Raw genomic sequence first — 24,364 nt, forward strand, 5'->3', positions numbered from 1 at the left:
GTGAGAAATGTAGGTGTAACGGACGGTCCACCCATAGGGGGACGAAGGGGTATTTGAGGAAGTCCTGAGGTGCGGATGGCCTGGCCCGAGGTGCGGTGGGCGCAGTATCGTCCCGGGATGCAGCGACCACGTATCGTCCGGGGCACGTGGGCGTTCGCGGCGGGCACGCTCGCGGTGGCGCTGGGAGCGGCTCTCTGGACCGGTTGGGCCCGATCTCCCGAGCCGCTGCCGCCGCTGACGATCGTCACCGGCGGCCCCGGCGGCGTCTACCACGTCTATGGCGCCGGACTCGCCGACGTCGTGCTTCCGGACAGCGGCACCGCGGTATCCACTGGCGCGAGCGTGGAGAACGTTCAGCTCGTCGACAGCGGCGCCGCCGATGTCGGGTTCGCCCTCACCGATGTCGCGGCGCTCGCGGTCGAGGGGCGGCCGCCGTTCGAGGAGCCCGTCTCCCTCGCCGCGCTGGCGCGGGTGTACGACAACCGGACACACCTGCTCGTGCGCTCCGACCTGCCGGTGAAGGAGGTCTCCGGGCTGGAGGGCTACCGGGTCGGGGTCGGGGACGTGGGGTCGGGAACCGAGCTGATCGCCGACCGTGTCCTGGAGTTGGCGGGCCTCGACTCACACGAGGACATCGCTCGCGAGAACCAGTCGATCGGGGAGTCGACGCGGGCCCTGGGAGCGGGCCGACTGGACGCGGTGTTCTGGTCCGGCGGCCTTCCCACGGAGGCCGTCACCGAGCTGGCGGAGTCGGCCTCGGTACGGCTTGTGGACCTCGCCGACTACGTCGAGCCGCTGCGGCGGGAGCACGGCGACTTCTTCACCGAGCAGTCGATCCCCGCTGGGACCTACCCGGACGTGCCGCCCGTGCGCACGATCGGTGTGCCGAACCTGCTCGTGGTTGCCGACGACATGCCCGACGAGGTGGCCGAAGAGTTCACCCGCTCGCTGTTCGCCGCCCGAGAGGAGCTGGTCGAGGCGCACCCGGTCGCCCTGCACCTCAACCCGCGCGTGGCCATCGCGACGCACTCGGTACCGCTGCACCCGGGCGCGGCCCGCTACTACCGCTCGCAGAAGGAAGCCTACGCCGACGACTGATCGTCGGACGTGTGCGGCTCGCCAGCTCCCTCCGCTGCGGGGACGCGGACCCGCGCGTCGATGCCGTGCGGGTCGGCGCGGGTCAGCCGCAGGTCGCCGCCGTGCGCCTGGAGCAGCGTGGACACGATCGACAGCCCCAGCCCTTGGCCGTCGGCCCCGCTGCTGTCGGTGGACCGCCAGAACGGCTGCGCCGCGTCGGCGAGCTGCTCCTCGGTCAGGCCCGGTCCGTCATCGACCACGTGCACGACGACGCGGCCGTCGGCGGGCGGGCGCACGTGCACCGCGATTCGCACGCCGGCGCCGCCGAACTTCAGCGCGTTGTCGATCAGCACGTCGAGCACCTGGTCGAGGGTGCCGTCCGGGCAGTAGGCCGCCGCGCTGGAGGTGCCGCAGCACGCCAGCGTGGCCCCCGCCCGCCCGGCGACCGGGGCCCACGCTGCCACCCGCAGCTCGGCGATGGCCCGGACGTCCACCGGAACCGGTGGTTGCGGGGCCGAGCCGGAACCGGCCAGCGACAGCAGGGTGTCGCAGATCCGGGTCAGCCGGTCGGCCTCGTCCAGTGCCAGCCGGTGGTCGTCCGCGCCGGAGTCGTCCAGGTGCGCGGCGAGGCCGTCGACCCGGAGCCGGAGCGCCGCCAAGGGGTTGCGCACCTGGTGTCCGGCGTAGGACACGAAGGCGCGCTGGCGTTGCAGCAGCGTGGTGATGGTCTCGGCCATGCGGTTGAAGGACTCCCCGAGATCGCGCAGCTCAGGAGGTCCGCTCTCGACCCGGACCCTGGTTGTCAGGTCGCCCTCGCTGATCGAGCGCGTCGCCTGGTCGAGGTCGCGGACGGGACGCAGCACCCAGCGCGTCAGCGGCCCCGCTGCTGCGATCCCGGAGGCCAGGATGACCAGGACTCCGCCGCTGATGATGCCCCACTGCCCGATGGTGGCCTGGCGCAGCGCGCCGGTGGGGGAGACGGTGACGACCGCGCCGATCACCTCGCCCGACCGCGCGATGGGCTCGACCACGATGAGGGGGCGCTCGTCCCAGGGCCACCGGACGTCGTCGGCGCCGGCGCGGTTGCCCGCCAGGCCGGCCCGGACCAGCTCCGCCGTCTCGGGGTTGTCGGTGGCGAAGTCCGGGCGCGACGAGACCACAATGTCGCCGTTCTGGTCGACGACCGCGGCGCGGATCTCGTAAAGGGAGTCGTAGGCGTCCAGCTCGGAGCGGAGCGCTTCGGTCTCCCCGCTCTCTAGCGCGGGGCCGGCCATGCTCGCGAACCGCACCGTGTCGTTCGAGCGGTCCATGATCATGTCGGCGGTGTTGCCGGCCGCGATGGCACCGCACAGCGGAAGTGCCAACCCGAGGCAGGCGACCACGAGCAGCGAGACGTACACGACAGCGAGCCGCCGGCGCATGGATCAGGGCCTGTTTCTCGTAGTAGCTGGTCGGTGGTGTCGGGCGCCGCCGGGGTTCTGGAGGGTCCGTAGGTGGGGCGTCCGTGGGTGGCGGAGCCGATTGGGCGGCACACCGGAGGTGCCCGAAGGTTCCCGGCTTCGGGGCGCCCGACCCAGGCGAGCGGCAGCGAGCCCAAAAAACACGACTCTAGTCCCCGGCGAGGCGGTGCGGGGGACCGTCGATCCCGGCTTCCCTGTCGAGCTCGCCCGGGTCGGGCGCGACGAGCCGGTAGCCGACCCCGCGCACGGTCTGCACCAGGCTGGGATCGCCGAGCTTGGCGCGCAGGGTACCGATGTGCACCTCAAGCGTGCGGTGCGTGCCCCGCCAGTCGGTGTTCCACACCTCGATCAGCAGCCGCTGCTTGGGCACCACCGAACCCGGCTCCCTGGCCAGGGCCGCGAGCAGACTGAACTCCTTGCGGGTGAGCGGGATGGGCACACCGTCGCGGGTCACCTGGTGGGCGTCCATATCCAGGTGCAGCGGGCCGATTCGCACCGGTCGCGAGCGGCTGGTGCGCGCCCGGCGCAGCACCGCCTCCATTCGCGCCGCCAGCTCGGCGAACGAGAACGGTTTGACGACGTAGTCGTCGGCGCCCGAGCGCAACCCGTTGACGCGGTCGCGCTCGGTTCCCCGGGCCGTCACCGCGATGATCGCGACGTCGTCGCGTTCGCGCAGTGTCCGGCACAGCTCGACACCGTCGCGGTCGGGCAGCCCGAGATCGAGCAGGATCAGGTCGGCACGCCCCGCTTCAAGCGCAGCCGCGCCCGTGGTCACGTGGGAAACCTCGTAGCCGTGCCCGCGCAACGCGTTGACCAGCGCATCGGCGAGCCGAACATCGTCCTCGACGAGCAGCACCCTCATGGCGGACTCCACGCTCCCTGGGGCGGTGGCCACCTGCGCGGGCCACCATACCCGTACGGACCTGGGACGGTGACGAAAGTGTCCGCATAGCGGCTGGAGGGCGTCGAATCAGTCAAGCCTTGCTGAGTCCGCTCGGCCGGGACGCCCGCAGTGCGATAGGTTCGGATTGCGGGTAATTCGCCTGCCTAGAGTGTAATTCCGTCATCCTCCCTGGTGGCCAGGGGAATACCGGTGCGCGGTGATTCGTGGTGCGGTTGCGTTCGCGGTTGGCCGGCACTTCTCGAAGTGCGGAGGGGGTCACCCGCGGTGCCCGATTGCTTCGCGTCCGGTGCTCCCTTGTCATCGCTGCTGGTTGGTCAGTTGACGACACGTGTTCGGCCCTACGCAATTCTCGTCCCGCGGTGAGTTTTTATATAACAGGAAGATATGCGATTTGTCGGCGCTTAAATTCCGTTTCGGGGCTTGTGCCTGATGTGCCGGATAGGTCATCTTATGGGGCGGGGGCGGGACCCGAGGTCTGAAGAAAGGTGTGTTGTGCTCAAGAAGATCTGTGCGATTGTGGCCATCTCCGCGGCGATGGTGCTGGGCAGCAGTGTCCCAGCGGCGACTGCAGCGGAGGCCGAAGCCACCACCACGTCCAGCGCCGGCTGGAGCTGGGCGCGGTAGTCCTCGACGTCCTCTGTCGGTCTCCCGCGCTTGGGCCGCGGTCCAAGCGCGGGAGACCCTCACCCGTGCGTCAGATTTCCCTGGTGGCAACACAGAATGCGGCCGGCACTCCTTTACGCCGGTGACACCCGGGGAACGGTGTGGGCAGCGGACCGGCTCCTCCGCCGGTTGCCGCGCGAGTGTCCTCAAGAGGGGGTCGAGCAATGGCGGGTCGGGTACCGGAACCTCCCGAAGAGGGCCTGCCACCGGCCGGTAAGCCGGAAACCGGCGGGTTCCACTACCCCGAGACACCCGAGGCGCGCCGGGCATGGGAACGCGAAGCACCGCGCCAGCCCGCCGACGATGCCACACGCTACGAAGCCCCGCCGCCCGCCGGCTCCGGCACGGACGATGGCGCCGAGCCGGCCGCGGAGCGATTCCGCCGGTCGACCCGTGCCCGGACGAGACCCATCCCCGACCTCCCCAAGCGCGGTTACTGGGGGCTGGCCACCGGCACCGTGCTGTTCGTCATGGTTGTCGGGTCTGTGGGCGACTACACGGAGCTGCTGGGCCGGCTGCCCGGCCACGTGGTGTTCTGGTCACTGGTCGGGCTGGGCGCGCTCGCCAGTGTCCACCGTGAGCGGCGCAACGAGTGGCAGAGTGCCGCGCGCTGGCCGTGGCCCACAGCGGCCGTGGCGGGGTCGGTGGTGGCGGAGGTCCTCGCGCTGAACGTCGGGTCGGTGGCGGTCATCACCGGGTCGCTGATCGTGCTCGGCCTGGGCCTGTTCGTGCTCGTCCTGGTGGAGTGACCGGCGTCGCGGCGGAACGTGGCGGGCGGGGTGGCGGGGGCGCCGCCCTCAAGTCGCCTCGTCGTCGAACGGAGGGCGCTTGCCGTTCAGCACGGAGGCGCGGCGCTTCGGCTTGCCCTGGTCCTCCTCGTCATCCCAGAAGTGCTTCTGCACGAAGCGCCTGGGGTGGAGGTCCTGCACATCGAGATCCTTGAACTCCGGCCCCAACCCTTGCCGGAGGTCGTCCTTGGCGGTGTCCGCCATCCGTCTGAGCTGCCGCAGCATCCGTCCGGCCTGTCCCGCCGCCTTGGGGAGCTGGTCCGGTCCGAAAATGAGTAGCGCAAGGACACCGAGGACGACGACCTCGAACACCCCGATGTTGAACATGTGGCCCCCGCGGTTGTGTCGAATCGGCCTGGTAGCAGGTTAGCCGGTGTCAGCCGGGAGGTGGTCGGCGCCGTGCGTGCAAAGGGCCGAGCCAACGCGGTGCCCGCCGGCCGCGGGCCGTTTCGTATAGGGCCAGGTGGCGCGCTCTGGAGAGTCCGAAGAATGCCCTAGGGTTGGCGAGGTTCCAGGCGCTGTGGTCCAAGGCGGGGGAGTGTGGTTCAGTGACGCAGAGCATGTTGCGTGCCCGGGTCACCCGGGTCGTGGACAGCCAGTGGTTCCAGTACACGGTCGTCGCTGTGATCCTGCTCAACGCGGTCTCGCTGGGCCTGGAGTCCTACCAGGACGAGCTCTCCGATCTTCGGGGGCGGTTGCTGGCCGCCGAGCACGTGTTCGTCACCTTCTTCGTCATCGAACTCGGGCTCAAGTTCTACGCGCGCGGCGCGGCGTTCTTCCGGAGCCCCTGGAACTGGTTCGACCTGCTCGTGGTGAGCATCACCCTGGTGCCGACCTCGGCGGAGTACTCGGTGCTGCGCCTGCTGCGGACCCTGCGTATCCTGCGCCTCATCAGCGTCCTACCGAGCATGCGCCAGGTGGTGGGCGCGCTCTTCCGATCGCTTCCGGGTATGGGCACGGTGATCAGCCTGCTGCTGATCATCATCTACACCGCGGCCATCATGGCCGAAAAGCTTTTCGAGGACATCGCCCCCCAGTACTTCGGCGACCTGGGAACCACGCTGTACACCCTGTTCATGGTGTTGACCACGGAGGACTGGCCAGAGGTCTCCGACGCCGTGACGGCCGAGGAGCCCAGGGCGTGGATCTTCTTCGTGGTCTACATGGTGGTGACCGCGTTCATCGCGCTCAACCTGGTCATCGGCATCATCGTGACCGCAATGGAGCAGGAGGTGAACCAGCAGCGCTGGGCGGACGACCAGGAACTGGAGCTGGAGCAGCACAACGAGGTGATATCGAACCTGGGGGCGCTCACCGCCCAGGTGGAGCGGCTTACCGAGCAGGTGCGGGAGCTCCAGGGCGCGAACGGCAACGAGGAGCGAGGGCCCGCGCACTGAGGCGAGTCGGCGCGGGGGTGCGAAAGAAACAGCCCTTCGCTCGTTGACCGAGCGAAGGGCCGAGAAACGAATCAGGCGCCGCTTAGAGCGAACGCACGTTTGACGCCTGCGGGCCCTTGGGGCCCTGAGTGATCTCGAACTCGACCGACTGGTCCTCTTCCAGGTTCCGGAAGCCGGTACCCGCGATCGCCGAGTAGTGCACGAACACGTCCGGGCCACCACCCTCAACGGCGATAAACCCGAAACCCTTCTCAGAGTTGAACCACTTCACGGTGCCCTGAGCCATCTGCTCTCCCTTTGGGGACTAACTGGCGGGACCGCACCCTGCTGGCCCCGGGTTGCCGAGCGCCCGCCCCGGGAGAATCCCAACCGACCAGCGCCCACGTGAAGTTCCGCGAGGCGCCTGGGGCATCCGTGGAAACTACAACCGCAACCAGTTGATGACACTACCAGGCGCCTACCGAGCTTGCGAGATCTCGACCGCGCGAAATCGGCGGGGTGTGCCCGGATCCGCCGTACCGCCGTGCCACCTGTCAGCGGAGGGCACGCGCGTTCCCACACTCCGCAACGGCGTGTCGCACCGGAGCCGGTCTTGAGCATTCCGTTCCTTCGCAGCGCGATGAAGGAACGGAACGCTCAAGAAGCGTCAGCACCACATCTAGATCCAGCTCCGGAACCACATGCGCTCCTCCCATGCTTCGTGCGGGATGATCTCCGCGCTCAACACGGGGTACAGGTACCCGAAGTTGGCGATGATGAGCAGCAGCACAACGCCGTACACCACGCCGCCGGTGACCCGCCCCAAGGGCGTGTTGAGCAGCAGCGGAACGGCCACCAGCAGAACCGCGGCCTGCGGGACCGCAGCGAGCAACCAGAACCATGCGGGAAGTGAGCCTATCTCGCTGAGCAGGAATATATTGGCGGCGACGACCAGCAGCACCAGGCCCTGCAGCGCGCCGGCCACCACCCAGCCGCGGGACCAGTACAGAGGGCGTTCCCCTTCTCTTTCACGCCCGATGACCAGACCCAGCATCAGCACGATCGCCAGCACCACGAACGGCAGCGCGGGCAGCGCGTAGAACACGAACATCGTGCGGTCCGGGAAGGCGAACCACGGCAGCCAGCCGGCCGTCAGCCCGAGCAGCACCGCGCCCGCACGCCAGTCGCGATAGGTGACCCACCAGCCCAGCATCACCAGAACAGCGATGATGCCCAGCCACCAGACAGCGGGAGTGCCGATGCTCAGGATCGTGCTGGAGCACTCCGTGGCGTCGCAGGCGGTCTCCTCCCCCTCGTAGTAGAACGCCACCGGCGTGCGCATGATGAGCCACTGCGCCGGCCCCGACGCGTAGTCATGAGGCGTGTCGAGATCGTTGTGGAAGCTCAGGATCTCCGAGTGGTAGTAGAGCAGGCTGCGGAGCGCGTTCACCGGCGCCTGGAGTACGCCGGGCAGCGCCGAGACCACCTGGCCGGAGTGCTCCGCACCCCATTGCCGGCCGAAGCCGTCCGACGTCAGAAGCCAGCCGCTCCACGTGACCACGTAGGTGACGGCCGCAACCCCCACCACCTGGAAGAACGCCGGCACCGCATCGATGGTCAGCCAGCGTCCCCACCGCTGGGCGAACCTGCGCCGGGCACCGTAGTCCCACGCCACCGTGAGCAGCCCGAACGCGGCCACGAAGAACACGGCCGACCACTTGGTTCCGCATGCCAGGCCCAGGCACACGCCCGCGCCGATCCGCCACCACCTGAACCCGAGCCAGCCGACCGCCGCGCCGGCGGGGAGGGTGGCGGCCAGCCCGGCGAGCCGTTCTCGGGCCCGGTCGCGGTCGATCACCAGGCAACCGAAGCCGGCCAGGATCCAGAAGGTCAGGAAGATGTCCACCATGGCGATCCGGCTCATGGTGAAGTGCAGCCCGTCGAGCGCCATGATCAGCCCTGCCGTGCAGCCGAGCAGCCATGAGCGGGTCATCCGCAGCGCGATGCGCACCAGCAGGAGCACCGAGAGCGCGCCGAACAGGGCCGCGGCCGCTCGCCAGCCCTCGGGCGACATCGAGTCCTGGTAGGGCAGCAGCCCCCAGAGCCAGTCGCCCGCCGCGATCAGCCACTTGCCCAGCGGCGGGTGCACGACGAACGCGGGGTCGCTGGTCCAGATATCCCGTACGCCCTGCACGAGCAGCTCGTCGGAGTTCTCCAGGTACTCGCGTTCGTATCCGAAACGCCACAGCGAGTAGGCATCCTTGGCGTAGTAGGTCTCGTCGAAGTAGATCTCGCCCGGGTGGCCGAGCCGGATGAACCGGAGCGCGCCGGCGAACAGCGCCAGCACAACGGCACCCAGCCATCCGGCCCAGACCGGTGTGGGCATCGGCGGCACGAGCCGCGATGGGCTGGAGCTGTCGCGGGGCGAGGCGGATTCGGGGCCGGCGGGTGGTGCGGTGGTGGTCATGTGGGCTCGTAGATTGGTTCGGAGGTAGTGGGTTCGCGCAGCGTCAACGTTGCTCGGGACCCGCGCTGGGGGAGTAGGGCCAACCGTATTGGGTTTTGGATGGGTGGAACGTGACTGTTGCAGGCGCTGCGGACCCCGGGACGCTGACGCTGGCCGGGCTGCCGATTGGGCACCGTGACGACACGCCGCCCCGCCTGGTGGCCGCTCTGCAGGCCACCGGAATCATCGCGGCGGAGGATACCCGCAGAGTACGCCAGTTCGCGTCGCGATTGGGCATCCGGCTCGGCGGGGAGGGCGGTGCGCGGGTCGTCTCGTACTACGACGCCAACGAGAGCAGGCGCACCGAGGAGCTTATGGCAGACCTGCGGGCCGGGCGCGACGTCCTGATGGTGACCGACGCCGGGATGCCGGGCGTGTCGGATCCCGGCTACCGGCTGGTGACCGCGTGTGTCGAGGCGGGCGTGCCGGTCACAGCCATCCCGGGCCCCTCGGCGGTCACCACCGCCCTGGTGCTTTCCGGCCTGCCAACCGACCGCTTCTGCTTCGAAGGGTTCCCCCCGCGCAAGGGTCAGGCCGGCCGGTTCCGCGAACTGGCGGGCGAACGCCGCACGATGGTGTTTTTCGAGAGCCCGCGCCGGCTTGCCGCGACGCTGGAGGCCATGGCCGAGGCGTTTGGCGCGCAGCGCCGGGCCGCGGCCTGCCGCGAGCTCACCAAGACCTATGAGGAGGTCCGCCGTGCGCCGCTCGCCGACCTCGCCGAATGGGCGCGGGAGGGCGTGCGCGGTGAGGTCACCCTCGTAGTGGCCGGCGCCGAGCGCGGGGCCGCCCGCCCGAGCACGGCCGAGCTGGCCTCGACCGTCGCCGAGCGCGAAGCCACCGGAGTGCCGCGCAAGCAGGCCATCCAGGAACTGGCCAGGGAGCTCGGCATTCCCAAACGCGAGGTCTACGACGCTGTGCATCGTTGACGTTGGCAGCCCCACCCCGACACCTGGATCGCTGAGCTGCGGGCCCGGTTCAGGGGCCCGGTCCGGTGCCGCGGTGGAGCGCATGCCCTGGGCCGGGGAAGCCGCCGGGCGGGTGGCCCGCCCGGCGGCCCCGATCAGACGACGGCGCCGTCGCTCTCGTCCCGGGCGGCGCGCAGCTCCTTGCGCTGCTTGGTCTTGCGCTCCCGGATCACGTGCGGCGCGGCGGTCTTGTCCCATTGCTGCAGCCACTTCGCCAGCGGTACCGCCAGGAACATCGTGGCCAGGACGCCGGTGCACAACCCCACCAGCATCGCGATGGAGAAGTCGCGCAGTGACGACCCCCCGAACATCGCGAGGGTGGCGAGGATGAAGACCCCACCGATGGTGGTGTTCACCGTTCGCGGCAGCGTGTTCAGGATCGCCGTGTTGGCGACGTCGGAGAACTTCGACGTGGTGTCGCGCGCCCATTCGTCGCGGACCCTGTCGAATACCACCACCGCATCGTTGACCGTGAAGCCGATGACACTCAGCATCGCGGCCAGGAAGACACCGTCTATCGGCTTGCCGAGCCAACAGAACAACCCGATGACCAGCGTGAGGTTCGCGGCCAGCGAGATCATTGTGGACACCCCGAACGACCACCGGAACCGCCAGGCCAGGTAGGCCATCTGCAGCACCAGTGCCGCCCCGAGCGCGATGAGCGCCTTGTTGCGCAACTCCTGGCCCAGACTCGGGCCGATGATGTCGTCGCTGATCCGCTCGGTCTCACCCGCCTCGGCGGCGATCGCCTCCTCGATCTCGGCGGCCTCCGCGTCGCTGAGCTGACCGGTGCGCACCGTGAGGTCGCCGTCGCCGGCCTCCTGGACCACCGCGTTGGGGTGTCCGGTGTCGGAGACCGTCTGGCGGGCATCGGCCACGCTCACGGTTTCCTCGGTGGTGAACTCCATGACGCGGCCGCCGGTGAACTCCACGCCGAAGTTCGGCGGGCGGATGACGATCCCGAGGATCGCGACCACGACGATCAGACCCGAGATTCCCAGGAAGGTCGCGCTGCGCCGCATCAGGTTCGGGTTGTGTTCCACCAGCCAGGCGCGGACCCTGCTGATATCGGAGATACCGGAGATGTGCGGCCGCTTGCGGATGATGCTGCGGCGGACCGCCCACTCGACGAACACGCGGGCGATGACCAGCGCGGAGACCATTGACGCCAGCGTGCCGAGGCCCAGTGTCACACCGAAGCCCTGGACCTGCCCGGAGGCCAGGAAGATCAGCAGCGCTGCCGCGATGAGCGTCGTGATGTTCGTGTCGAGGACGGCGCTCCACGCCTTCTGCGTCCCCTGGACGAAGGACTTCTGCAGGTTCGGTGGGATCGCGCGCTTGCGCCGCCGGGAGAGCACGCCGGATTCGGCCTGCTCGGTCTCGGCTTCGGAGGCGTCGACCATCCCCTTGGACTTGTTGGCGTCGTAGATCTTCTTCTGTTGCTGGTACTCCTCGCGCGCTCGCTCGAAGATCAGCACGTTGGCGTCGATCGCCATGCCGATGGCCAACACGAAACCGGCCAGCCCGGGCAGGGTCAGGGTCGCGCCCAGTCCCACGAGGGCCGCGTAGGCAATCAGCGTGTAGCAGGCCAGCGCGGCCGAGGCGAGGAGACCGACAAGGCGGTACGACGCGCAGATGTAGAGCGCGGTCAGCAGCAGACCGATCCCGCCCGCGAGGAAGCTGGCCTTGATCGCGTCCTCACCAAGGGTGGGGCCGACGGTCTGGCGCTGGATCTCCTGCACCGGCAGTGGGAGCGAGCCGCCCTCGATCAGCACCGCGAGCTCGTTCGCGCTCTCCTGGTCGAACGTCTGGCTGGTGATGGTGGTCGAGCCACCCCCCATGCCGGAGTCGCAGGCGATGTCCTGGTTGACCTCGGGAGCGGAGATGATCTGGTCGTCGAGCACGATCGCGACGCGGCGCTTCGGGTCGCCCTGGTCGAAGCACGCGGCGTCGGCGGTGAGCTTCCGCCAGGCGTCGCTGCCCTCGCCCTCGAAGTTGACGTTGACCTGCCAGTTCGTCTGGTACTTGTCCAGTGTGGCTTCGGCGCTGGCGACCTGGTCACCCTGCAGCTGGGGCTCGCCGAGCTGCAGGTTGGTGCCCTGGTCGTCGGGCAGCGTCTTGTCGACGTCCTCGGGGTTCTCGGCCGGCTCGCCGCCGCCAGGAGCCGCGCCACCCTGGCCGCCGCCCTGCATCATCTCCTGGAGCTGTTGCATCTCCTCTTCGGACATCTCCCCGGAGCCGCCGCCTTCGCCGCCGGAGTCACCTCCGCCGGAGCCGCCGCCTTCCTGGTCGTCGGAGGGAGCGCGTGCGTTGTCGGGCGGATTGGCGTTCTCCCCGCCCTGGGGCGCGGGGGCCCCTCCGCCGCCACCCTGCGGAACAGGGGCTCCTCCGGCTCCGGGCGCTTGGACACCAGTGCCCTCGGAGGGGGCCACGCCAAGGACCGGGTGGAAGGTGAGCTGCGCGGTCTGGCCGACGATCTCGGCCGCCTCAGTGGGGTCCTGCACCCCGGGCAGCTCCACGATGATCCGGTCCTCACCGGACCGCGACATGGTGGCCTCGGAGACCCCGAGCCGGTCGATGCGCTGCCGGAGCACCTCGATGACCTTCTCGGTGTTCTCGCGGTTGGCCTCGGTGCCGTCCTCGCCGTCGGTGACCTGCAGGACGATCTGTGTACCTCCGCTGAGGTCGAGCCCCAGCTTCGGCGGTATGAACCACGCGGCGCCGAACGCGACAGCCACGATCAACAGGGAGATGATGCCACGCGTCCAGCGCGCACCAGCCCCCACCTGACTGGACAATTGAGGAACCTCTCACGAAGGGGGGTCGAACGGTGGTCGGGACAGATCCGGGCGGTGTCCGACTGTGTGCGGCTCACGCGCCCGCTGTGAGAGGGGGTGCGCGTCCGAGTGGCAGCGCGAACGGCTCCGCGAGATCCGGTTCCGCCACCGATTCGGGCAGCGGGGTGTAGCCCCAGGGGCCTCCGATCTCGGGCAGGGCGGTGTGCGCGGGAGTGTACTCGTCGGGAAGGTCGCGCACGGCTTGCCGGAGGTCACCGTTGCTTGTGGCCGGCAGCGCGAGGGCGACGGTGGTCGGGGTGCGCTTGGCGCTCGCCAGAGCGTGCTCGTCGCTGCCGCCGTCGGCAACCCCGGGGACGTCCTGCGTGCTGGAACTGGTCAGCACGGCGGCGAACGGGGGCATAGGCACCCCGAGCATGATTACCGCCGCCACCGCCAGGGAGGCCAGGACACGCGGGATCGTCGTGACCACCGCCTTTGCTGAACGCCGAGAAACCGGCTGTCCCGCGCAAAGGCGCGGGACGAATGGGAACGTGTGCAACCTACGAGCCTAAGTGCACACTCGAGCCTAGGTACACACACTACCGATGGGGTAACGCCGGTGTCGTCTCATGCACGCTCGCGACCGGCGTCTTGTGCACACCCGCGACCGGCGTCTCACGCACACCCGCGACCGGCGTCTCACGCACACCCGCGGCCTCCCTTGGCCGATATTCGTGCGCGCCCGGGCGCGGGCGCGTTTAGGCTTGGGGCATGTCGTCGAAACGCCACATCCTGACCGCGGTGGCCTGGCCTTACGCCAACGGGCCACGCCATATTGGGCACGTATCCGGATTCGGGGTCCCCTCCGACGTCTTCGCGCGTTTCCAGCGAATGTCCGGAAACCATGTGCTCATGGTCAGCGGCACCGACGAGCACGGCACGCCCGTGCAGGTGCTCGGCGACCAGGAGGGCGTGAGCCCGCGCGAGGTGGCCGACCGCTACAACCGGGTCATCGCCGAGGACCTGGTGGCGCTTGGGCTCTCCTACGACCTGTTCACCCGCTCCAGCACCGGAAACCACTACGCCGTGGTGCAGGAGCTGTTCACCGGGCTCTACGAGAACGACTACATCTTCACGCACACAACCAAGGGCGCGGTGTCGCCGTCCACGGGGCGTACGCTTCCCGACCGTTACGTCGAGGGCACCTGCCCCATCTGCGCGTACGACGGAGCGCGCGGTGACCAGTGCGACAACTGCGGGAACCAGCTCGACCCGATCGACCTGATCGATCCCCGGTCCAAGATCAACGGCGAGGCCCCGGAGTTCATCGACACCGAGCACTTCATGCTCGATCTGCCCGCGTTCGCCAACGTCCTCGGTGAGTACCTGGACTCCAAGAGCGGGGAGTGGCGGCCCAACGTCCTGAAGTTCTCGCTCAACCTGTTGAACGACCTCCAGCCGCGCGCGATCACCCGCGACCTCGACTGGGGGGTGCCCATCCCGCTCGAGAGCTGGCGCGAGGAGCCCAACAAGCGCATCTACGTCTGGTTCGACGCCGTCATCGGCTACCTGTCGGCGTCGATCGAGTGGGCCAAGCGCACCGGCGACCCCGAGGCGTGGCGCGCGTGGTGGCAGAACGGCGAGGCCGAGTCGTTCTACTTCATGGGCAAGGACAACATCGTCTTCCACGCCGAGATCTGGCCGGCCATGCTGCTCGGCTACAGCGGCAAGGGTGACCGCGGCGGGGTACCGGGGCAGCTTGGCGCGCTGAACGTGCCTTCCGAGGTGGTCTCCAGCGAGTTCCTCACGATGGAGGGGCGCAAGTTCTCGTCGTCGCGGCGGGTGGCCATCTACGTCAACGACTTCCTGGAGCGCTACTCGCCCGACGCCCTGCGCTACTACCTGGTGGCGGCGGGTCCCGAGACCCAGGACACCGACTTCACCTGGGCCGAGTTCGTCCGCCGGAACAACGACGAGCTCGTGGCCACCTGGGGCAACCTGGTCAACCGGTCCATCTCGATGGCGGCGAAGAACGTCGGCGCCATCCCGGAGGCGGGTGAGCTCACCGACGACGACCGCCGCGTGCTCGCCGCGTCGGCGGCCGCGTTCGACACCGTGGGGGCCCATCTGGAGCGGTCGCGGTTCAAGGCCGCCCTGCAGGAGGCCATGCGTACCGTCTCCGAGGCCAACAAGTACTTCTCGGAGCAGGCGCCGTGGGTGCTGCGCAAGACCGACCCGCAGCGGATGGAGACGGTGCTGCACGTCGCGCTGCAACTGGTGAGCGACGCCAACACGTTCCTCACTCCGTTCCTGCCGGCCTCGTGCAACCGGGTCTACGCGATGCTCGGCGGGACGGGTGTGTGGACCGGAATGCCGCGGCTGGAGGAGGCCACCGACTCGATCGGTGGCGAGGAGGGCGCCTCGGTGTACCCGGTCATCACCGGCGACTACGCGGACAACGAGGCGCGCTGGGAGTCCGTGCCCATCCGGCCCGGCACCCCGCTGGCCCGGCCTGAGCCGCTGTTCACCAAGCTCGACCCGAGCATCGCGGACGAGGAGCTGGCCCGCCTGGAGGAGAAGGCGGGCGGGTAACCGCGCCCGCCCGCGCCGGCGGGCCGGGAATACCGCGAGCGGCGGACTGTTCTAGTGGAACGGTCCGCCGTACCTGCGTGGGACGTGCGCGAGACACGAGGCCGTAAGGGAAGTGATCATGGGTAAGCGAAGTGGCTCGGCGGTGCGCAACCGGAACGCCGAGACGCCCCCGCCGGCGCCGGAGCCGCTCAGTGTCGCGGTGCCGGACAGCCACACGCACATGGACATGCAGGTTCCCGATGTCGCGCGGATCGTCGCCGAGGCGGCCGCCGTCGGCGTCAGCCCGCTGGTGCAGGTGGGCATCGACGTCCGTTCCTCCCAGTGGGCGGCCGACATTGCCACGGAGCAGGACACCAACACAGTGTGGGCCGCCGTGGCGCTGCACCCCAACGAGGCGCCGCGGGTCGTGCACGGCGACGGTGCTGCCGGAGTCGAGGTCGACGACTCCGACTGGGCGGGGAAGGTGCGCGAAGCGGAGGGGATCGCGGGGCTCGACGCCGCCGTCGCGGAGATCGACCGGCTCGCCGCGCATCCGCGGGTGTGCGCGGTCGGCGAGACCGGTCTGGACTACTACCGGACCGGCGCCGAGGGGACGCACGCCCAGCAGGAGTCCTTCCGCCGGCACATCGGGATCGCCAAGCGGCACGGTAAGGCCCTGATGATCCACGACCGGGACGCCCACGACGACGTCCTGCGCATCCTGGAGGAGGAGGGCGCCCCGGAGAGGGTCGTCCTCCACTGCTTCTCCGGCGACGCGGACATGGCCAAGGTGTGCGCCGACCGCGGCTACCACATGAGCTTCGCCGGCAACGTCACCTTCGGCACCGCCCACCAGCTTCGCGAGGCCGCGGAGGTCGCACCCTCCGATCTCGTGCTGGTCGAGACGGATGCCCCGTTTCTCACCCCCAAGCCCTACCGGGGCCGGCCGAACGCCCCCTACCTGATCCCGCACACGCTGCGCGCGCTGGCCGAGGTCAAGCGGATGACCGAGGAGGAGCTGGCGACCGCGGTCGCCGACAACGCGCGGCGGGTCTTCGGGTTCTGAGGAACAGCGAAAGTCCACCGAAGGCCGCCGCGACGATCCCGAAGGTTCGCGTCGGAGAGATCGGCTGGCGGTGCGGGCCGGCCGGAGGAGTCATCGCACTTCCCAAAGCCGGAGGCTGCGGCACCACGCGGGGCCAGCGGCCGGATGCGCGGTCGGCCACGGGACGCTCCGGGGTGTTCGCCACCTGGCCGGGTCCCGGGCGACTACTCCCCTCCCTACTGGTGGGGCCGGGACTCGGGCTGTCTCACCGAAGGGGCGTCTCCCTCGCGGCCGGCCATTATCAACCAAACACCGGCGACCACCTGCAGCGCCGTGAGGACGAGGAGCATGACAGCGACCTGCGGCGGGAAGATATCCGGCACTAGGAACGCGGCCAGCGCCAGCAGGAAGTCCACCGGGACGATAATCGCAAGCAGGATGAATCCGAGCTTCTTCTTGGCCCGCGCCTGTTGCACTGGGGTACCGGGATCGGTCATCGTGGCGGCTCTCTGACGTCGGGAACAAAGCCGCGGGAGCTTAGCATTCCGGCGCTCCGAACCTCCATCGCCTGCCCGCACGGTGGCCGCCATTGGCCGGCGTCCACCAGCCTTCCGCCCGGTTGCCCCTCCGCGGTGGCTGCGAGCCGCGGGGGACGACCGGCGATGTGCGGAGTCCCCGTGATTCCGGACCGTCACTCGGGAGGGTCACAGGCCCCACTCTCGGAGGGCCTCCTCCACCGGCTCCGCGGCGTGCTCCGGATCGCGGGTGTTGCGGCCGGGAGTGCGCTCGAAACGCGGGGCGGGACCGGGGTACGGGTTGTCGCCGTCGCGCAGCACCGAGCCGCGGGCCCGCACGTGCGGGTGCTCTGGGGCCTCGGCCATGGACAGGACGGGCTGCACGCAGGCTTCGGTGTCACCAAGAAGATCGGCCCACTCGTCGCGGGTTCTGTTCCGCAGGACCGCCGCGATCCGCTCGCGCAGCTCCGGCCAGCGTGTCCGGTCCCACTGGTCGGGGAGGTCGGCCGCGTCGAGCCCGATCCCCTCCAGGAACGCCGCGTAGAACTGGGGCTCGATGCAGGCGACCGAGACGTACCGGCCGTCCGCGCACTCGTAGACGTCGTACCAGGGTGCGCCGGTGTCTATGTAGTTGGTGCCGCGCTCGTCGCTCCACGCCCCGCGCGCCCGGTCCTCGTACATCATCGACATCAGAAAAGCGCTTCCGTCGAGCATCGCGGCGTCGACGACCTGCCCGCGCCCCGAGCTCTGGCGTTCCACCAGGGCACTGAGGATTCCGGTCACCGCGAACATCGTCCCGCCGGCGAAGTCACCGACGATGTTGACCGGAGGGACGGGAGCCTGGCCCCTGCGCCCGAACCCGTGCAGTGCTCCGTTGAGCGAGATGTAGTTCATGTCGTGCCCGGAGCGGTGGGCGAGAGGTCCGTCCTGGCCCCAGCCGGTCACCCGTGTGAACACCAGCTTGGGATTGAGTTCGAGGCACTCCTTCGGGCCCAGCCCCAACCGTTCCAGCACACCGGGCCGGAATCCCTCCAGTAGGACGTCGGCGGCACCGACCAGTTCGCGGGCGGTGCGCAGTCCCTCGACGGACTTCAGGTCCACCCCCAGCACCGGGCGCCCCGCGCTCAGTTGCGGGCCGTTGCCCGCCTGGGCGCTCTCGGCTGCCTGCGGGCGGTCCAACCGGATCACGCTTGCACCGAGATCGGCGAGGAGCATCCCGGCCATCGGCGCCGGGCCGATCCCGGTGAACTCCACGACACGGATCCCGTTGAGTGGTCCCAACTCGCGAAACCTCCCGCGCTCACTTGGCGAACCAGGGCCCGATCCCCTTGTTCTCGGGGGACCGGCGGTGTCATGTTACGTGTCGGCTCTTCCGCCGCGTGTAGGGCTGTGGATCGGCGATTCGCTCGCCGGGATTCGGTCGAAGCTAAAGCACGGTTGCGGACGCTGTGATAATTTCCCGAGGGCTGAGGGTCGCCGCCGTGGACGAGGGTCCCGAGACCCGGACCCGCCACCCGCCGCAGCCACGCAGTAACGGCCGGGGAACCGCCCCGCCGTCCCCCGCCACCCCCTGTCACCCCCTTGCTCGTAAAGGTCAGATGAATCGTGCCTAACCGGTTGTCACGTTCAAGTGGAACGCATCGCGGCTCCAGCCGTACGCCCAGCACGGATGAGCAGCCCGAGACGCCGGCGCGTCGGCGCTTCCTACCGTCCGTTGCCCTGCCCCGGCGGCTACGCTCGCGCCCGGTGGTGATCGGCGCCGCCGCCGTCCTAGCCCTGGCCCTGATCGGCGGTGGGACCGCGTTCGCCATGGAGCAGCAGGTCACGCTGGACATCGACGGCGAGGAGCGGACCGTGCGCGCGTTCGACGCCGACGTCCAGGAAGTGCTCGACTCCGAGGGCATCGAGCTGGGTGAACATGACGCCGTTGCCCCCAAGCCCGACACCGAGCTGAGCGCCGGCGACAGCGTCCTGGTGCGCACCGGCCGCGAGCTCACCCTGGAGCTGGACGGGGAGGAGGAGACGCACTGGGTCACCGCGCTCACCGTGGGGGAGGCACTCGACCAGATCGGGATGGGCGACGACACCCTCGAACTCTCGGTGGAGCCCAGCGAACCGGTACCGGAATCCGGCATCGAGGTCGAGGCCACCGGGGCCCGGCAGGTGGCGATCCTGGACGACCGGGCGCGCACAGAGGTCGCCACCACCGCGGACACGGTCGAAGAGGTGCTGCAGGACAACGGCGTCGAGCTGGGCGAGCACGACGAAGTGGAGCCGGCGCTCGACACCGAACCCACCGACGGCATGGTCATCGACGTCCTGAAGATTCTCGGCGAACCCACGACGGAGGAGAAGCCGATCGAGGCGGAGACCGAGAAACGCGAGACCGACGAGCTGGAAAAGGGCGAGGAAGAGGTCGTCAAGGAGCCCGAGGACGGCGTCAAGGAGGTCACCGTCGCCACGGTCATGGAAGAGGGCGAGGAGACCGAGCACGTCCTTGAGGAGGAGGTCCTGGAGGAGCCGGTCGACGGCGTCATCGAGGTGGGGACCAAGGAGCCCGAAACCGAGGTTGGCGGCGAGGCCGACGACCTGAACTGGGCGGCGCTCGCCGAGTGCGAGTCGGGCGGCGACCCCACGGCGGTGAACTCCGCGGGCGGGTACTACGGCCTCTACCAGTTCTCCATGGAGACATGGGAGTCCGCCGGCGGCAGCGGCTCGCCCGCCGAGGCCAGCTCCTCCGAGCAGACCATGCGCGCGAAGAAGCTCTACAACATGGTCGACGGCAACTGGCAGAGCCAGTGGCCCGAGTGCGGCAGCAACCTGCTGAACTAGTACCGCAGCCGCCGTTGGAGCTCTCGGTCTGGTTGAAGGGCGCACGTGGGACGGCCACCGCTGGGATCGCGAGGTGTGTAGCACCAAACGATCGGCGGTGGCCGTGGCGCCCGTTGCAGCCAGGATGGGCCCGGCTGTTCGGGCCGAAGGGGCGATGAGCTGTTCTCGCGGGTCGGGCGCCCGGTGGCCGGGAACCTTCGGGCCCTGCGGTGTGGTCGTTCGTTGCTCGCTTCCCCCGCCTCCGGGCCCTCAGGGCCTCGGTGGTGCCCGACCTGCCAAGCACTCCGAGAAACGCTACTAAATCGGTGACGTGGGTGGGTGGTCGCGCGCGCGGCGAGGGCGGCGGGCCCTGTGGGAACCGTGCCTTTGCGGGCGCCAGTGCTGCCGTCCGGCGGCGGGGCGCGCGTCGAGGGTGACTGTGCGGACGTTCTCGGCGATGGGCCGCGGCGAGAGTGACCGCGAGGACATTCTCGTCGCTGAACATGTCCCCACGGACACCCTCGCCGCGGACCCCGCACCCACACCCGCCCGTTTCGCCGTGTTTCCCCCGAAGTCTGGCCCCACAGCCACGACCGACGGGCCCAGCCACGGGCCAGGACCCCGGTCGTCGGGCGCCACACCCCCGGGCACCAGAACCGATCACGCGGGGGTCGGCCCACCACCGTCCTCGCCGCCCCCTCGGGCGCCGCACCACGAACCCCCATCACCGATCTAACCCATGGCCGAGGGCGTACGGGACTGTACGGCGCCGGCGGGGCGGCGGTAGCGCAGCCACCACTCGGCGATGAGCAGGTTGATTACCCAGCTCATCCAGAACGCCGAGCCGGCCACGGCGACCATCATCGCGTCGTGGTCCCCGCCGTAGACCGTGTCCAGCCTCGGCATGGCGATGGCCATGAAGACCCCCACCCACAGCCGGTCAACGGGTATGGCCAGACACAACGCGAAACTGCGGATCATCCACTCGCGGTGCTCGGCGAAGCGCCGCTGGCGGGCCATGCGGTAGCCCACGAAGGTGAAGATCAGCCAGAGGGCGCCCATCGTGAAGGTGGCCGCCTGCATGGGCATGCCGGAGGTGCTCAGGTAGGCCACGACGAAGCCGGAGAGGCCCGCCGGCAGTACACCGGCGAAGACGTAGATCCGCCCGCTGGTGCGGTGCACGGCCGGGTAGGTCCGGCGCAGCCACGGCCACAGTTGCAGGCAGCAGGTGAGCAGCGCGACCGAACCGAAGGCGACGTGGACGGCCAGCATCGGGTAGTGCAGTGCGCTGCCCGGCTGCAGGTCCAATCGGGACGCCGAGGGGTCGAAGGAGAGGTAGGGGGGAGCGGAGAAGGCGATGAAGGCCACGGACAGTACGGCCAAGGGCGCCACCCACGGGCGGCGCCACCAGGGGCGCGGTGCCGGGGTCTGATGGCGCGGGCTCTGGGCGGGTGACTGGGAAGGTCCGGGGGCGCCGGTCGCCGACTGGGTCATGGGGTCCTTCCGGCGTGCTCAGGAGCGGCAGCAAAACTGTTTATAATACATACTCTATTGTTTAAACTTTACACAGTTTCGAGATGGTTGCCAACTGAGCGTCGATCCAGCGGGGTGCCGATGACGCATGAGCACACCCCCACTCGCGCCCGCCCCGGGGTTGTGCAGCGGCCCCCACCAACCTCTGGCAACTGCTGAGTGCGGGGCGCGGGGGTGCTTTCCCGCCCCGCCGACCTGGCAGGATGGTTGGGTGGCCGATTCCGAGACACCCGAAACCGCGCGCTTACTCACCCCTGCTGACGTCCGCGGGCTCGCCAGCCGCCTCGGAATCAGGCCCACCAAGTCCCGGGGTCAGAACTTCGTCATCGACCACGGCACGGTACGCCGGATCGTCACCCTCGCGGAGGTGGGCGCGGACGACTCCGTTCTGGAGGTCGGGCCCGGGCTCGGGTCTCTGACGCTGGCGCTGCTGCCGCACGTGCGGCACGTGACCGCCATCGAGATCGATCCGGACCTCGCCGCTGCGCTGCCCGGTACCGTGCGGGAGTTCGCCCCGGGCCTCGCCGGGCGCCTGGAGGTCTGCGCCGCTGACGCGATGCGCGTCACCGAGGTTCCGGGGCCCGCACCGACCGCGATGGTGGCCAATCTGCCCTACAACGTCGCCGTTCCGGTCCTGCTCCGGCTGCTGGAGCTGCTGCCGTCGGTGCGCCGGGTCCTGGTCCTGGTGCAGGCCGAGGTGGCTGACAGGCTCGCCGCCGCACCGGGCAGCCGCACCTACGGCGCCCCGTCGGCCAAGACCGCGTGGTACGCCGAGGTGCGCCGCGCGGGCTCTGTCGGCCGCACCGTCTTCTGGCCCGCGCCCAATGTCGACTCCGGGCTCGTACGGTTGACCCGCCGCCCGGCCCCGGTCAGCACCGTGTCCCGAGAGCGGGTGTTCGCGGTCGTCGACGCGGCCTTCGCCCAGCGGCGCAAGACGCTGCGCGCGGCGCTGGCTCCGTGGGCGGGGTCCGCCGCGGCGGCGGAGGCGGCGCTGCGCGCCGCGGGTGTCGACCCGTCAGCGCGCGGGGAGTCGCTGGACATCGACGCGTTCGCGCGGATCGCCGAGCAGGGGCCGGCGGAGCACCCGGCGTGACCGCACCGGCCGGCGAGCGCCAGCGAGCCCAGAGAACAGGTCGGGTGCCGCCGGGGTTCTGAGGGTCCGGAGGTGGGGGAGCGAGGAACGAGCGACCCCACCGCAGGGCCCGAAGGTTCCCGGCTCCAGGGCACCCGACCCGCGAGCGCCAGCGAGCCATAGAAACGCGGTCTGTCTCAGTTCCGCCGGGGGATGTCGCTGAGGTCGACCCGGGCGCTGTCCCCGCCGTCCTGGCTGTGCAGCATGAGCTCCTCGGGCTCGGCGTCGTCGGGGACCAGGAAGACCAGGGAGCCGCGTGCCTCGTCTCCGGTCGGGATCTCCTCCCACAGGGACTCGTCCTGCTCCTCGATCGAGGGCTTCGCGGGCCGGTGGAAGTCGCCGCTGGCGGTCTGCAGCCGCTGCCACCCGTGGTCCAGCGTGATCGTGCTGCCCGAGGTGTTCTCCACACGCAGGTCGAATGTGCAGTACATGCCGGATTCGCTTGGGCTGGACCGCCCCGGGATCTCGGCCCCGCAGGTGTACTCGTTGACCTGGAACACCATGCGGCCGTCAGTGGCGCCGTCGAGGGCGGAGCCGCTGGGCCCCGAATCGCGGTCGGTGCCGTCGGCGTCCTGGTCCTCCTCCTGCGCCGCGTTCTGCGAGTTGTCGGGCTCGTCCTCGTCGCCGAAGAACAGGACGGTGAGCAGGGCGAACAGGGCGACCAGCACCGCGGCGACGATCGCCGTCAGGATTACCCAACGGGTGCGTTTGCGCGCGGGCTGCATGGGGTGGTGCGGCGGGGGAGCCGCGGGGGGGACGTAGGGCTGGGCCTGCGGGCGGGAGGCCCCGGTGCCCGGGCCGTCCGGTTGTTGCGGCCCCACCTGCGGGATCGGCCCCGTCTGGTGTGGCGAGACCACCGGGAACTGGCCACTGTGGTGCACCGGAGGCTGCTGCGCGGAACCGGGCCCCGGATGCTGCATCTGCTGGCCCTGGTAGGCCTGCTGCCCGGCCGGGATCGGGGCCTGCTGCGGCGGCTGCCCGGCTCCGGGGCCAGCGGGCCGGGGAGCGGGGCCCCCGTGCGGCGGTCCGGGTGGGTGCATGCCCCCACCCGCCGGGTGGGGCGGTGGAGGCCCCTGCGGTGCCGGGGGACCTGGTGGCCCGTGAGGGGCCTGAGGGCCGTTCGGCCCCATGGGCCCGGCGCCCGGCGGCATCGGAGGAAGGTTGGGCCGCCACGACTGGTGCAGCGCGTGGCTGACCATGTCGTTGGCGTTCGCGGTCTCGTCCTCACCGCCGGCGAGCTCCAGCAGCAGGTCCTGGGCTTTGGGGCGGCGGTCGGGCTCCTTGGCCAGTGCCTGGGGGACCAGCCGGTCGAGAGGGCTGTCGAGGTTGCCGATCTGCGGTTCGGCGAACAGCACCCGCTTGCCGAGCGTCATGGCGTCGCCGTTGCCGAAGGGATGGACGCCGTTCCCGGCGAACGCCACCAGACAGCCCCACGCGAAGATGTCGGCGGAGGTGGTGACCTTCTCCTCCAGCAACTGTTCGGGGGCCATCCAGCCCGGGCTGCCCATGACGATGCCGGTCTTGGTGTGGTTGGTCATGGTGTTCATCGCCCGGGCGATGCCGAAGTCGATGACACGCGGCCCTGAGATCGACAGCAGCACGTTCGCCGGTTTGAGGTCGCGGTGGACCAGGCCGGTGCTGTGGATGGCCGCCAGCGCAGCCGCCACGCCCAGCGCGAAGCCGTGCAGCGTGCTGGAGTCGAGGGAGCCGTGTTCGGCGATCTGCTCGGCCAGCGGTGTGCCCGAGATGTACTCGGTGACCATGTACGGCCGGTTCTCGAACGTCCCGTGGTCGAGGACCTTCGCGGTGCAGAAGGAGGCGACGCGGCGGGCGTTCTCCATCTCGTCGCGGAAGCGCGCGCGGGTGGCCTCGTCGAACGCGAGCTCCGGCCGGATCACCTTGATCGCGACCTGGGATCCTTTCTCAGGGGTGCGGCCGAGGTAGACCGTTCCCATCCCGCCACTGCCCAGGCGCCCGGACAGCACGTACGGACCGATGGTGGCCGGATCTCCGGCGGCCAGCGGTTCCAAGTTCTTTGGGAGCCCATCCGACGGCAAGCGGCCCTCCCCGACGGTGTCCAAAGTGCGTCCGGCCCCAAGGTAGCGGGGATTGTGTCCTGATACCCACCCGCGTAGGGCGTGGAGCCCGGAACCGGACACTGACTGCTGCGTGTCCGTGCGGGGGGCCACCCATGGGTACCGGGGCCTTCTGACACGCGCGCGGGGACCGGGGGAGGGTCCC

The 24,364-nt window shown here is 69.8% G+C and carries 20 protein-coding genes; 9 read left to right on the forward strand and 11 right to left on the reverse strand.

Translation table 11 applies throughout. From position 1 onward, the window contains the following. The first annotated feature begins 117 nt into the window (after window positions 1-117). Window positions 118-1,098 (forward strand): TAXI family TRAP transporter solute-binding subunit, encoded by a 981-nt coding sequence (locus F4561_RS02500; protein ID WP_184574369.1) that lies wholly within the window; start codon window positions 118-120, stop codon window positions 1,096-1,098. Here the strand turns inward: F4561_RS02500 and F4561_RS02505 are convergent. Continuing rightward, the gene (locus F4561_RS02505; protein WP_184574371.1) at window positions 1,083-2,498 is read right to left on the reverse strand and encodes a HAMP domain-containing sensor histidine kinase; all 1,416 of its coding nucleotides are present in this window, start codon (window positions 2,496-2,498) and stop codon (window positions 1,083-1,085) included. The two genes, F4561_RS02500 and F4561_RS02505, sit on opposite strands and share 16 nt — an antisense overlap. Before the next feature lie 187 nt (window positions 2,499-2,685). Then, the gene (locus tag F4561_RS02510) at window positions 2,686-3,399 is read right to left on the reverse strand and encodes a response regulator transcription factor (protein WP_184574373.1); all 714 of its coding nucleotides are present in this window, start codon (window positions 3,397-3,399) and stop codon (window positions 2,686-2,688) included. A gap of 534 nt (window positions 3,400-3,933) precedes the next feature. Between F4561_RS02510 and F4561_RS33085 the strand changes: the two genes are divergently transcribed. Both F4561_RS33085 and F4561_RS31875 read left to right on the forward strand, forming a co-directional pair. Beyond that, the gene (locus tag F4561_RS33085; RefSeq protein WP_281384012.1) at window positions 3,934-4,065 is read left to right on the forward strand and encodes a hypothetical protein; all 132 of its coding nucleotides are present in this window, start codon (window positions 3,934-3,936) and stop codon (window positions 4,063-4,065) included. A gap of 203 nt (window positions 4,066-4,268) precedes the next feature. Next, complete coding sequence (locus F4561_RS31875) at window positions 4,269-4,853, forward strand: hypothetical protein (protein ID WP_221445337.1); 585 nt, start codon at window positions 4,269-4,271, stop codon at window positions 4,851-4,853. Window positions 4,854-4,901: 48 nt separating this feature from the next. On the opposite strand, the gene F4561_RS02520 is transcribed toward F4561_RS31875, so the two are convergent. Then, window positions 4,902-5,219 carry a sec-independent translocase gene (locus F4561_RS02520; RefSeq protein WP_184574375.1) on the reverse strand — a complete coding sequence of 106 codons (318 nt, stop codon included), beginning with the start codon at window positions 5,217-5,219 and terminating at the stop codon, window positions 4,902-4,904. Between the two features lie 221 nt (window positions 5,220-5,440). Here F4561_RS02520 and F4561_RS02525 point away from each other — a divergent pair, with 221 nt between their 5' ends. Continuing rightward, the gene (locus tag F4561_RS02525) at window positions 5,441-6,289 is read left to right on the forward strand and encodes an ion transporter (RefSeq protein WP_312885106.1); all 849 of its coding nucleotides are present in this window, start codon (window positions 5,441-5,443) and stop codon (window positions 6,287-6,289) included. Between the two features lie 82 nt (window positions 6,290-6,371). Here F4561_RS02525 and F4561_RS02530 read toward each other — a convergent pair whose 3' ends face one another. Both F4561_RS02530 and F4561_RS02535 read right to left on the reverse strand, forming a co-directional pair. Next, entirely contained in the window at window positions 6,372-6,575 is a 204-nt protein-coding gene (locus F4561_RS02530) for a cold-shock protein (protein ID WP_123202594.1), read from the reverse strand. Between the two features lie 372 nt (window positions 6,576-6,947). Beyond that, window positions 6,948-8,735: a dolichyl-phosphate-mannose--protein mannosyltransferase gene (locus F4561_RS02535; RefSeq protein WP_184574377.1), complete on the reverse strand. Its 1,788-nt coding sequence runs from the start codon at window positions 8,733-8,735 to the stop codon at window positions 6,948-6,950. A 110-nt stretch (window positions 8,736-8,845) separates the two neighbouring features. On the opposite strand from F4561_RS02535, the gene rsmI reads away from it, so the two are divergent. Further along, window positions 8,846-9,700 (forward strand): 16S rRNA (cytidine(1402)-2'-O)-methyltransferase, encoded by an 855-nt coding sequence (rsmI, locus tag F4561_RS02540; RefSeq protein ID WP_312885107.1) that lies wholly within the window; start codon window positions 8,846-8,848, stop codon window positions 9,698-9,700. A gap of 134 nt (window positions 9,701-9,834) precedes the next feature. Here rsmI and secD read toward each other — a convergent pair whose 3' ends face one another. Beyond that, on the reverse strand, window positions 9,835-12,537 hold the full coding sequence (gene secD, locus F4561_RS02545) for a protein translocase subunit SecD (RefSeq protein WP_184574379.1): 2,703 nt from the start codon (window positions 12,535-12,537) through the stop codon (window positions 9,835-9,837). Window positions 12,538-12,610: 73 nt separating this feature from the next. After that, complete coding sequence (locus F4561_RS02550) at window positions 12,611-13,006, reverse strand: hypothetical protein (RefSeq protein ID WP_184574382.1); 396 nt, start codon at window positions 13,004-13,006, stop codon at window positions 12,611-12,613. A 281-nt stretch (window positions 13,007-13,287) separates the two neighbouring features. On the opposite strand from F4561_RS02550, the gene metG reads away from it, so the two are divergent. Continuing rightward, window positions 13,288-15,108, forward strand: coding sequence for a methionine--tRNA ligase (metG, locus tag F4561_RS02555; protein ID WP_184574384.1), 1,821 nt, complete (start codon window positions 13,288-13,290; stop codon window positions 15,106-15,108). 118 nt (window positions 15,109-15,226) lie between these two features. Then, complete coding sequence (locus F4561_RS02560; protein WP_184574386.1) at window positions 15,227-16,153, forward strand: TatD family hydrolase; 927 nt, start codon at window positions 15,227-15,229, stop codon at window positions 16,151-16,153. A 215-nt stretch (window positions 16,154-16,368) separates the two neighbouring features. Here F4561_RS02560 and F4561_RS02565 read toward each other — a convergent pair whose 3' ends face one another. Together F4561_RS02565 and F4561_RS02570 are read right to left on the reverse strand one after the other, a co-directional pair. Continuing rightward, window positions 16,369-16,629 carry a hypothetical protein gene (locus F4561_RS02565; protein ID WP_184574388.1) on the reverse strand — a complete coding sequence of 87 codons (261 nt, stop codon included), beginning with the start codon at window positions 16,627-16,629 and terminating at the stop codon, window positions 16,369-16,371. Between the two features lie 207 nt (window positions 16,630-16,836). Continuing rightward, a complete protein-coding gene (locus tag F4561_RS02570; protein WP_184574390.1) occupies window positions 16,837-17,928 on the reverse strand; it encodes a CaiB/BaiF CoA transferase family protein in 1,092 nt (363 codons plus the stop codon). 465 nt (window positions 17,929-18,393) lie between these two features. Here F4561_RS02570 and F4561_RS02575 point away from each other — a divergent pair, with 465 nt between their 5' ends. Next, window positions 18,394-19,479: a resuscitation-promoting factor gene (locus F4561_RS02575; RefSeq protein WP_312885108.1), complete on the forward strand. Its 1,086-nt coding sequence runs from the start codon at window positions 18,394-18,396 to the stop codon at window positions 19,477-19,479. Window positions 19,480-20,190: 711 nt separating this feature from the next. Here F4561_RS02575 and F4561_RS02580 read toward each other — a convergent pair. After that, window positions 20,191-20,841, reverse strand: a complete 651-nt coding sequence (locus tag F4561_RS02580) for a DUF2306 domain-containing protein (RefSeq protein WP_221445338.1) — start codon at window positions 20,839-20,841, stop codon at window positions 20,191-20,193. Window positions 20,842-21,202: 361 nt separating this feature from the next. Here F4561_RS02580 and rsmA point away from each other — a divergent pair, with 361 nt between their 5' ends. Further along, entirely contained in the window at window positions 21,203-22,084 is an 882-nt protein-coding gene (gene rsmA, locus F4561_RS02585) for a 16S rRNA (adenine(1518)-N(6)/adenine(1519)-N(6))-dimethyltransferase RsmA (RefSeq protein WP_312885109.1), read from the forward strand. Between the two features lie 176 nt (window positions 22,085-22,260). Here rsmA and F4561_RS02590 read toward each other — a convergent pair whose 3' ends face one another. Next, entirely contained in the window at window positions 22,261-24,180 is a 1,920-nt protein-coding gene (locus F4561_RS02590) for a serine/threonine-protein kinase (protein ID WP_184574396.1), read from the reverse strand. Between the last annotated feature and the right edge of the window lie 184 nt (window positions 24,181-24,364).

Source organism: Lipingzhangella halophila (genome assembly GCF_014203805.1).
GTDB classification, from domain to species: Bacteria; Actinomycetota; Actinomycetes; order Streptosporangiales; family Streptosporangiaceae; genus Lipingzhangella; species Lipingzhangella halophila.

Excerpts from the sequence above, each read along its gene's own strand:
- F4561_RS02560 (WP_184574386.1), top strand. The coding sequence starts at position 15,227 with ATGGGTAAGCGAAGTGGCTCGGCGGTGCGCAACCGGAACGCCGAGACG.
- F4561_RS02500 (WP_184574369.1), top strand. The coding sequence starts at position 118 with ATGCAGCGACCACGTATCGTCCGGGGCACGTGGGCGTTCGCGGCGGGC.
- metG (WP_184574384.1), top strand. The coding sequence starts at position 13,288 with ATGTCGTCGAAACGCCACATCCTGACCGCGGTGGCCTGGCCTTACGCC.
- F4561_RS02520 (WP_184574375.1), bottom strand. The coding sequence starts at position 5,219 with ATGTTCAACATCGGGGTGTTCGAGGTCGTCGTCCTCGGTGTCCTTGCG.
- F4561_RS02510 (WP_184574373.1), bottom strand. The coding sequence starts at position 3,399 with ATGAGGGTGCTGCTCGTCGAGGACGATGTTCGGCTCGCCGATGCGCTG.
- F4561_RS02505 (WP_184574371.1), bottom strand. The coding sequence starts at position 2,498 with ATGCGCCGGCGGCTCGCTGTCGTGTACGTCTCGCTGCTCGTGGTCGCC.
- F4561_RS02530 (WP_123202594.1), bottom strand. The coding sequence starts at position 6,575 with ATGGCTCAGGGCACCGTGAAGTGGTTCAACTCTGAGAAGGGTTTCGGG.
- F4561_RS31875 (WP_221445337.1), top strand. The coding sequence starts at position 4,269 with ATGGCGGGTCGGGTACCGGAACCTCCCGAAGAGGGCCTGCCACCGGCC.
- F4561_RS02565 (WP_184574388.1), bottom strand. The coding sequence starts at position 16,629 with ATGACCGATCCCGGTACCCCAGTGCAACAGGCGCGGGCCAAGAAGAAG.
- F4561_RS02535 (WP_184574377.1), bottom strand. The coding sequence starts at position 8,735 with ATGACCACCACCGCACCACCCGCCGGCCCCGAATCCGCCTCGCCCCGC.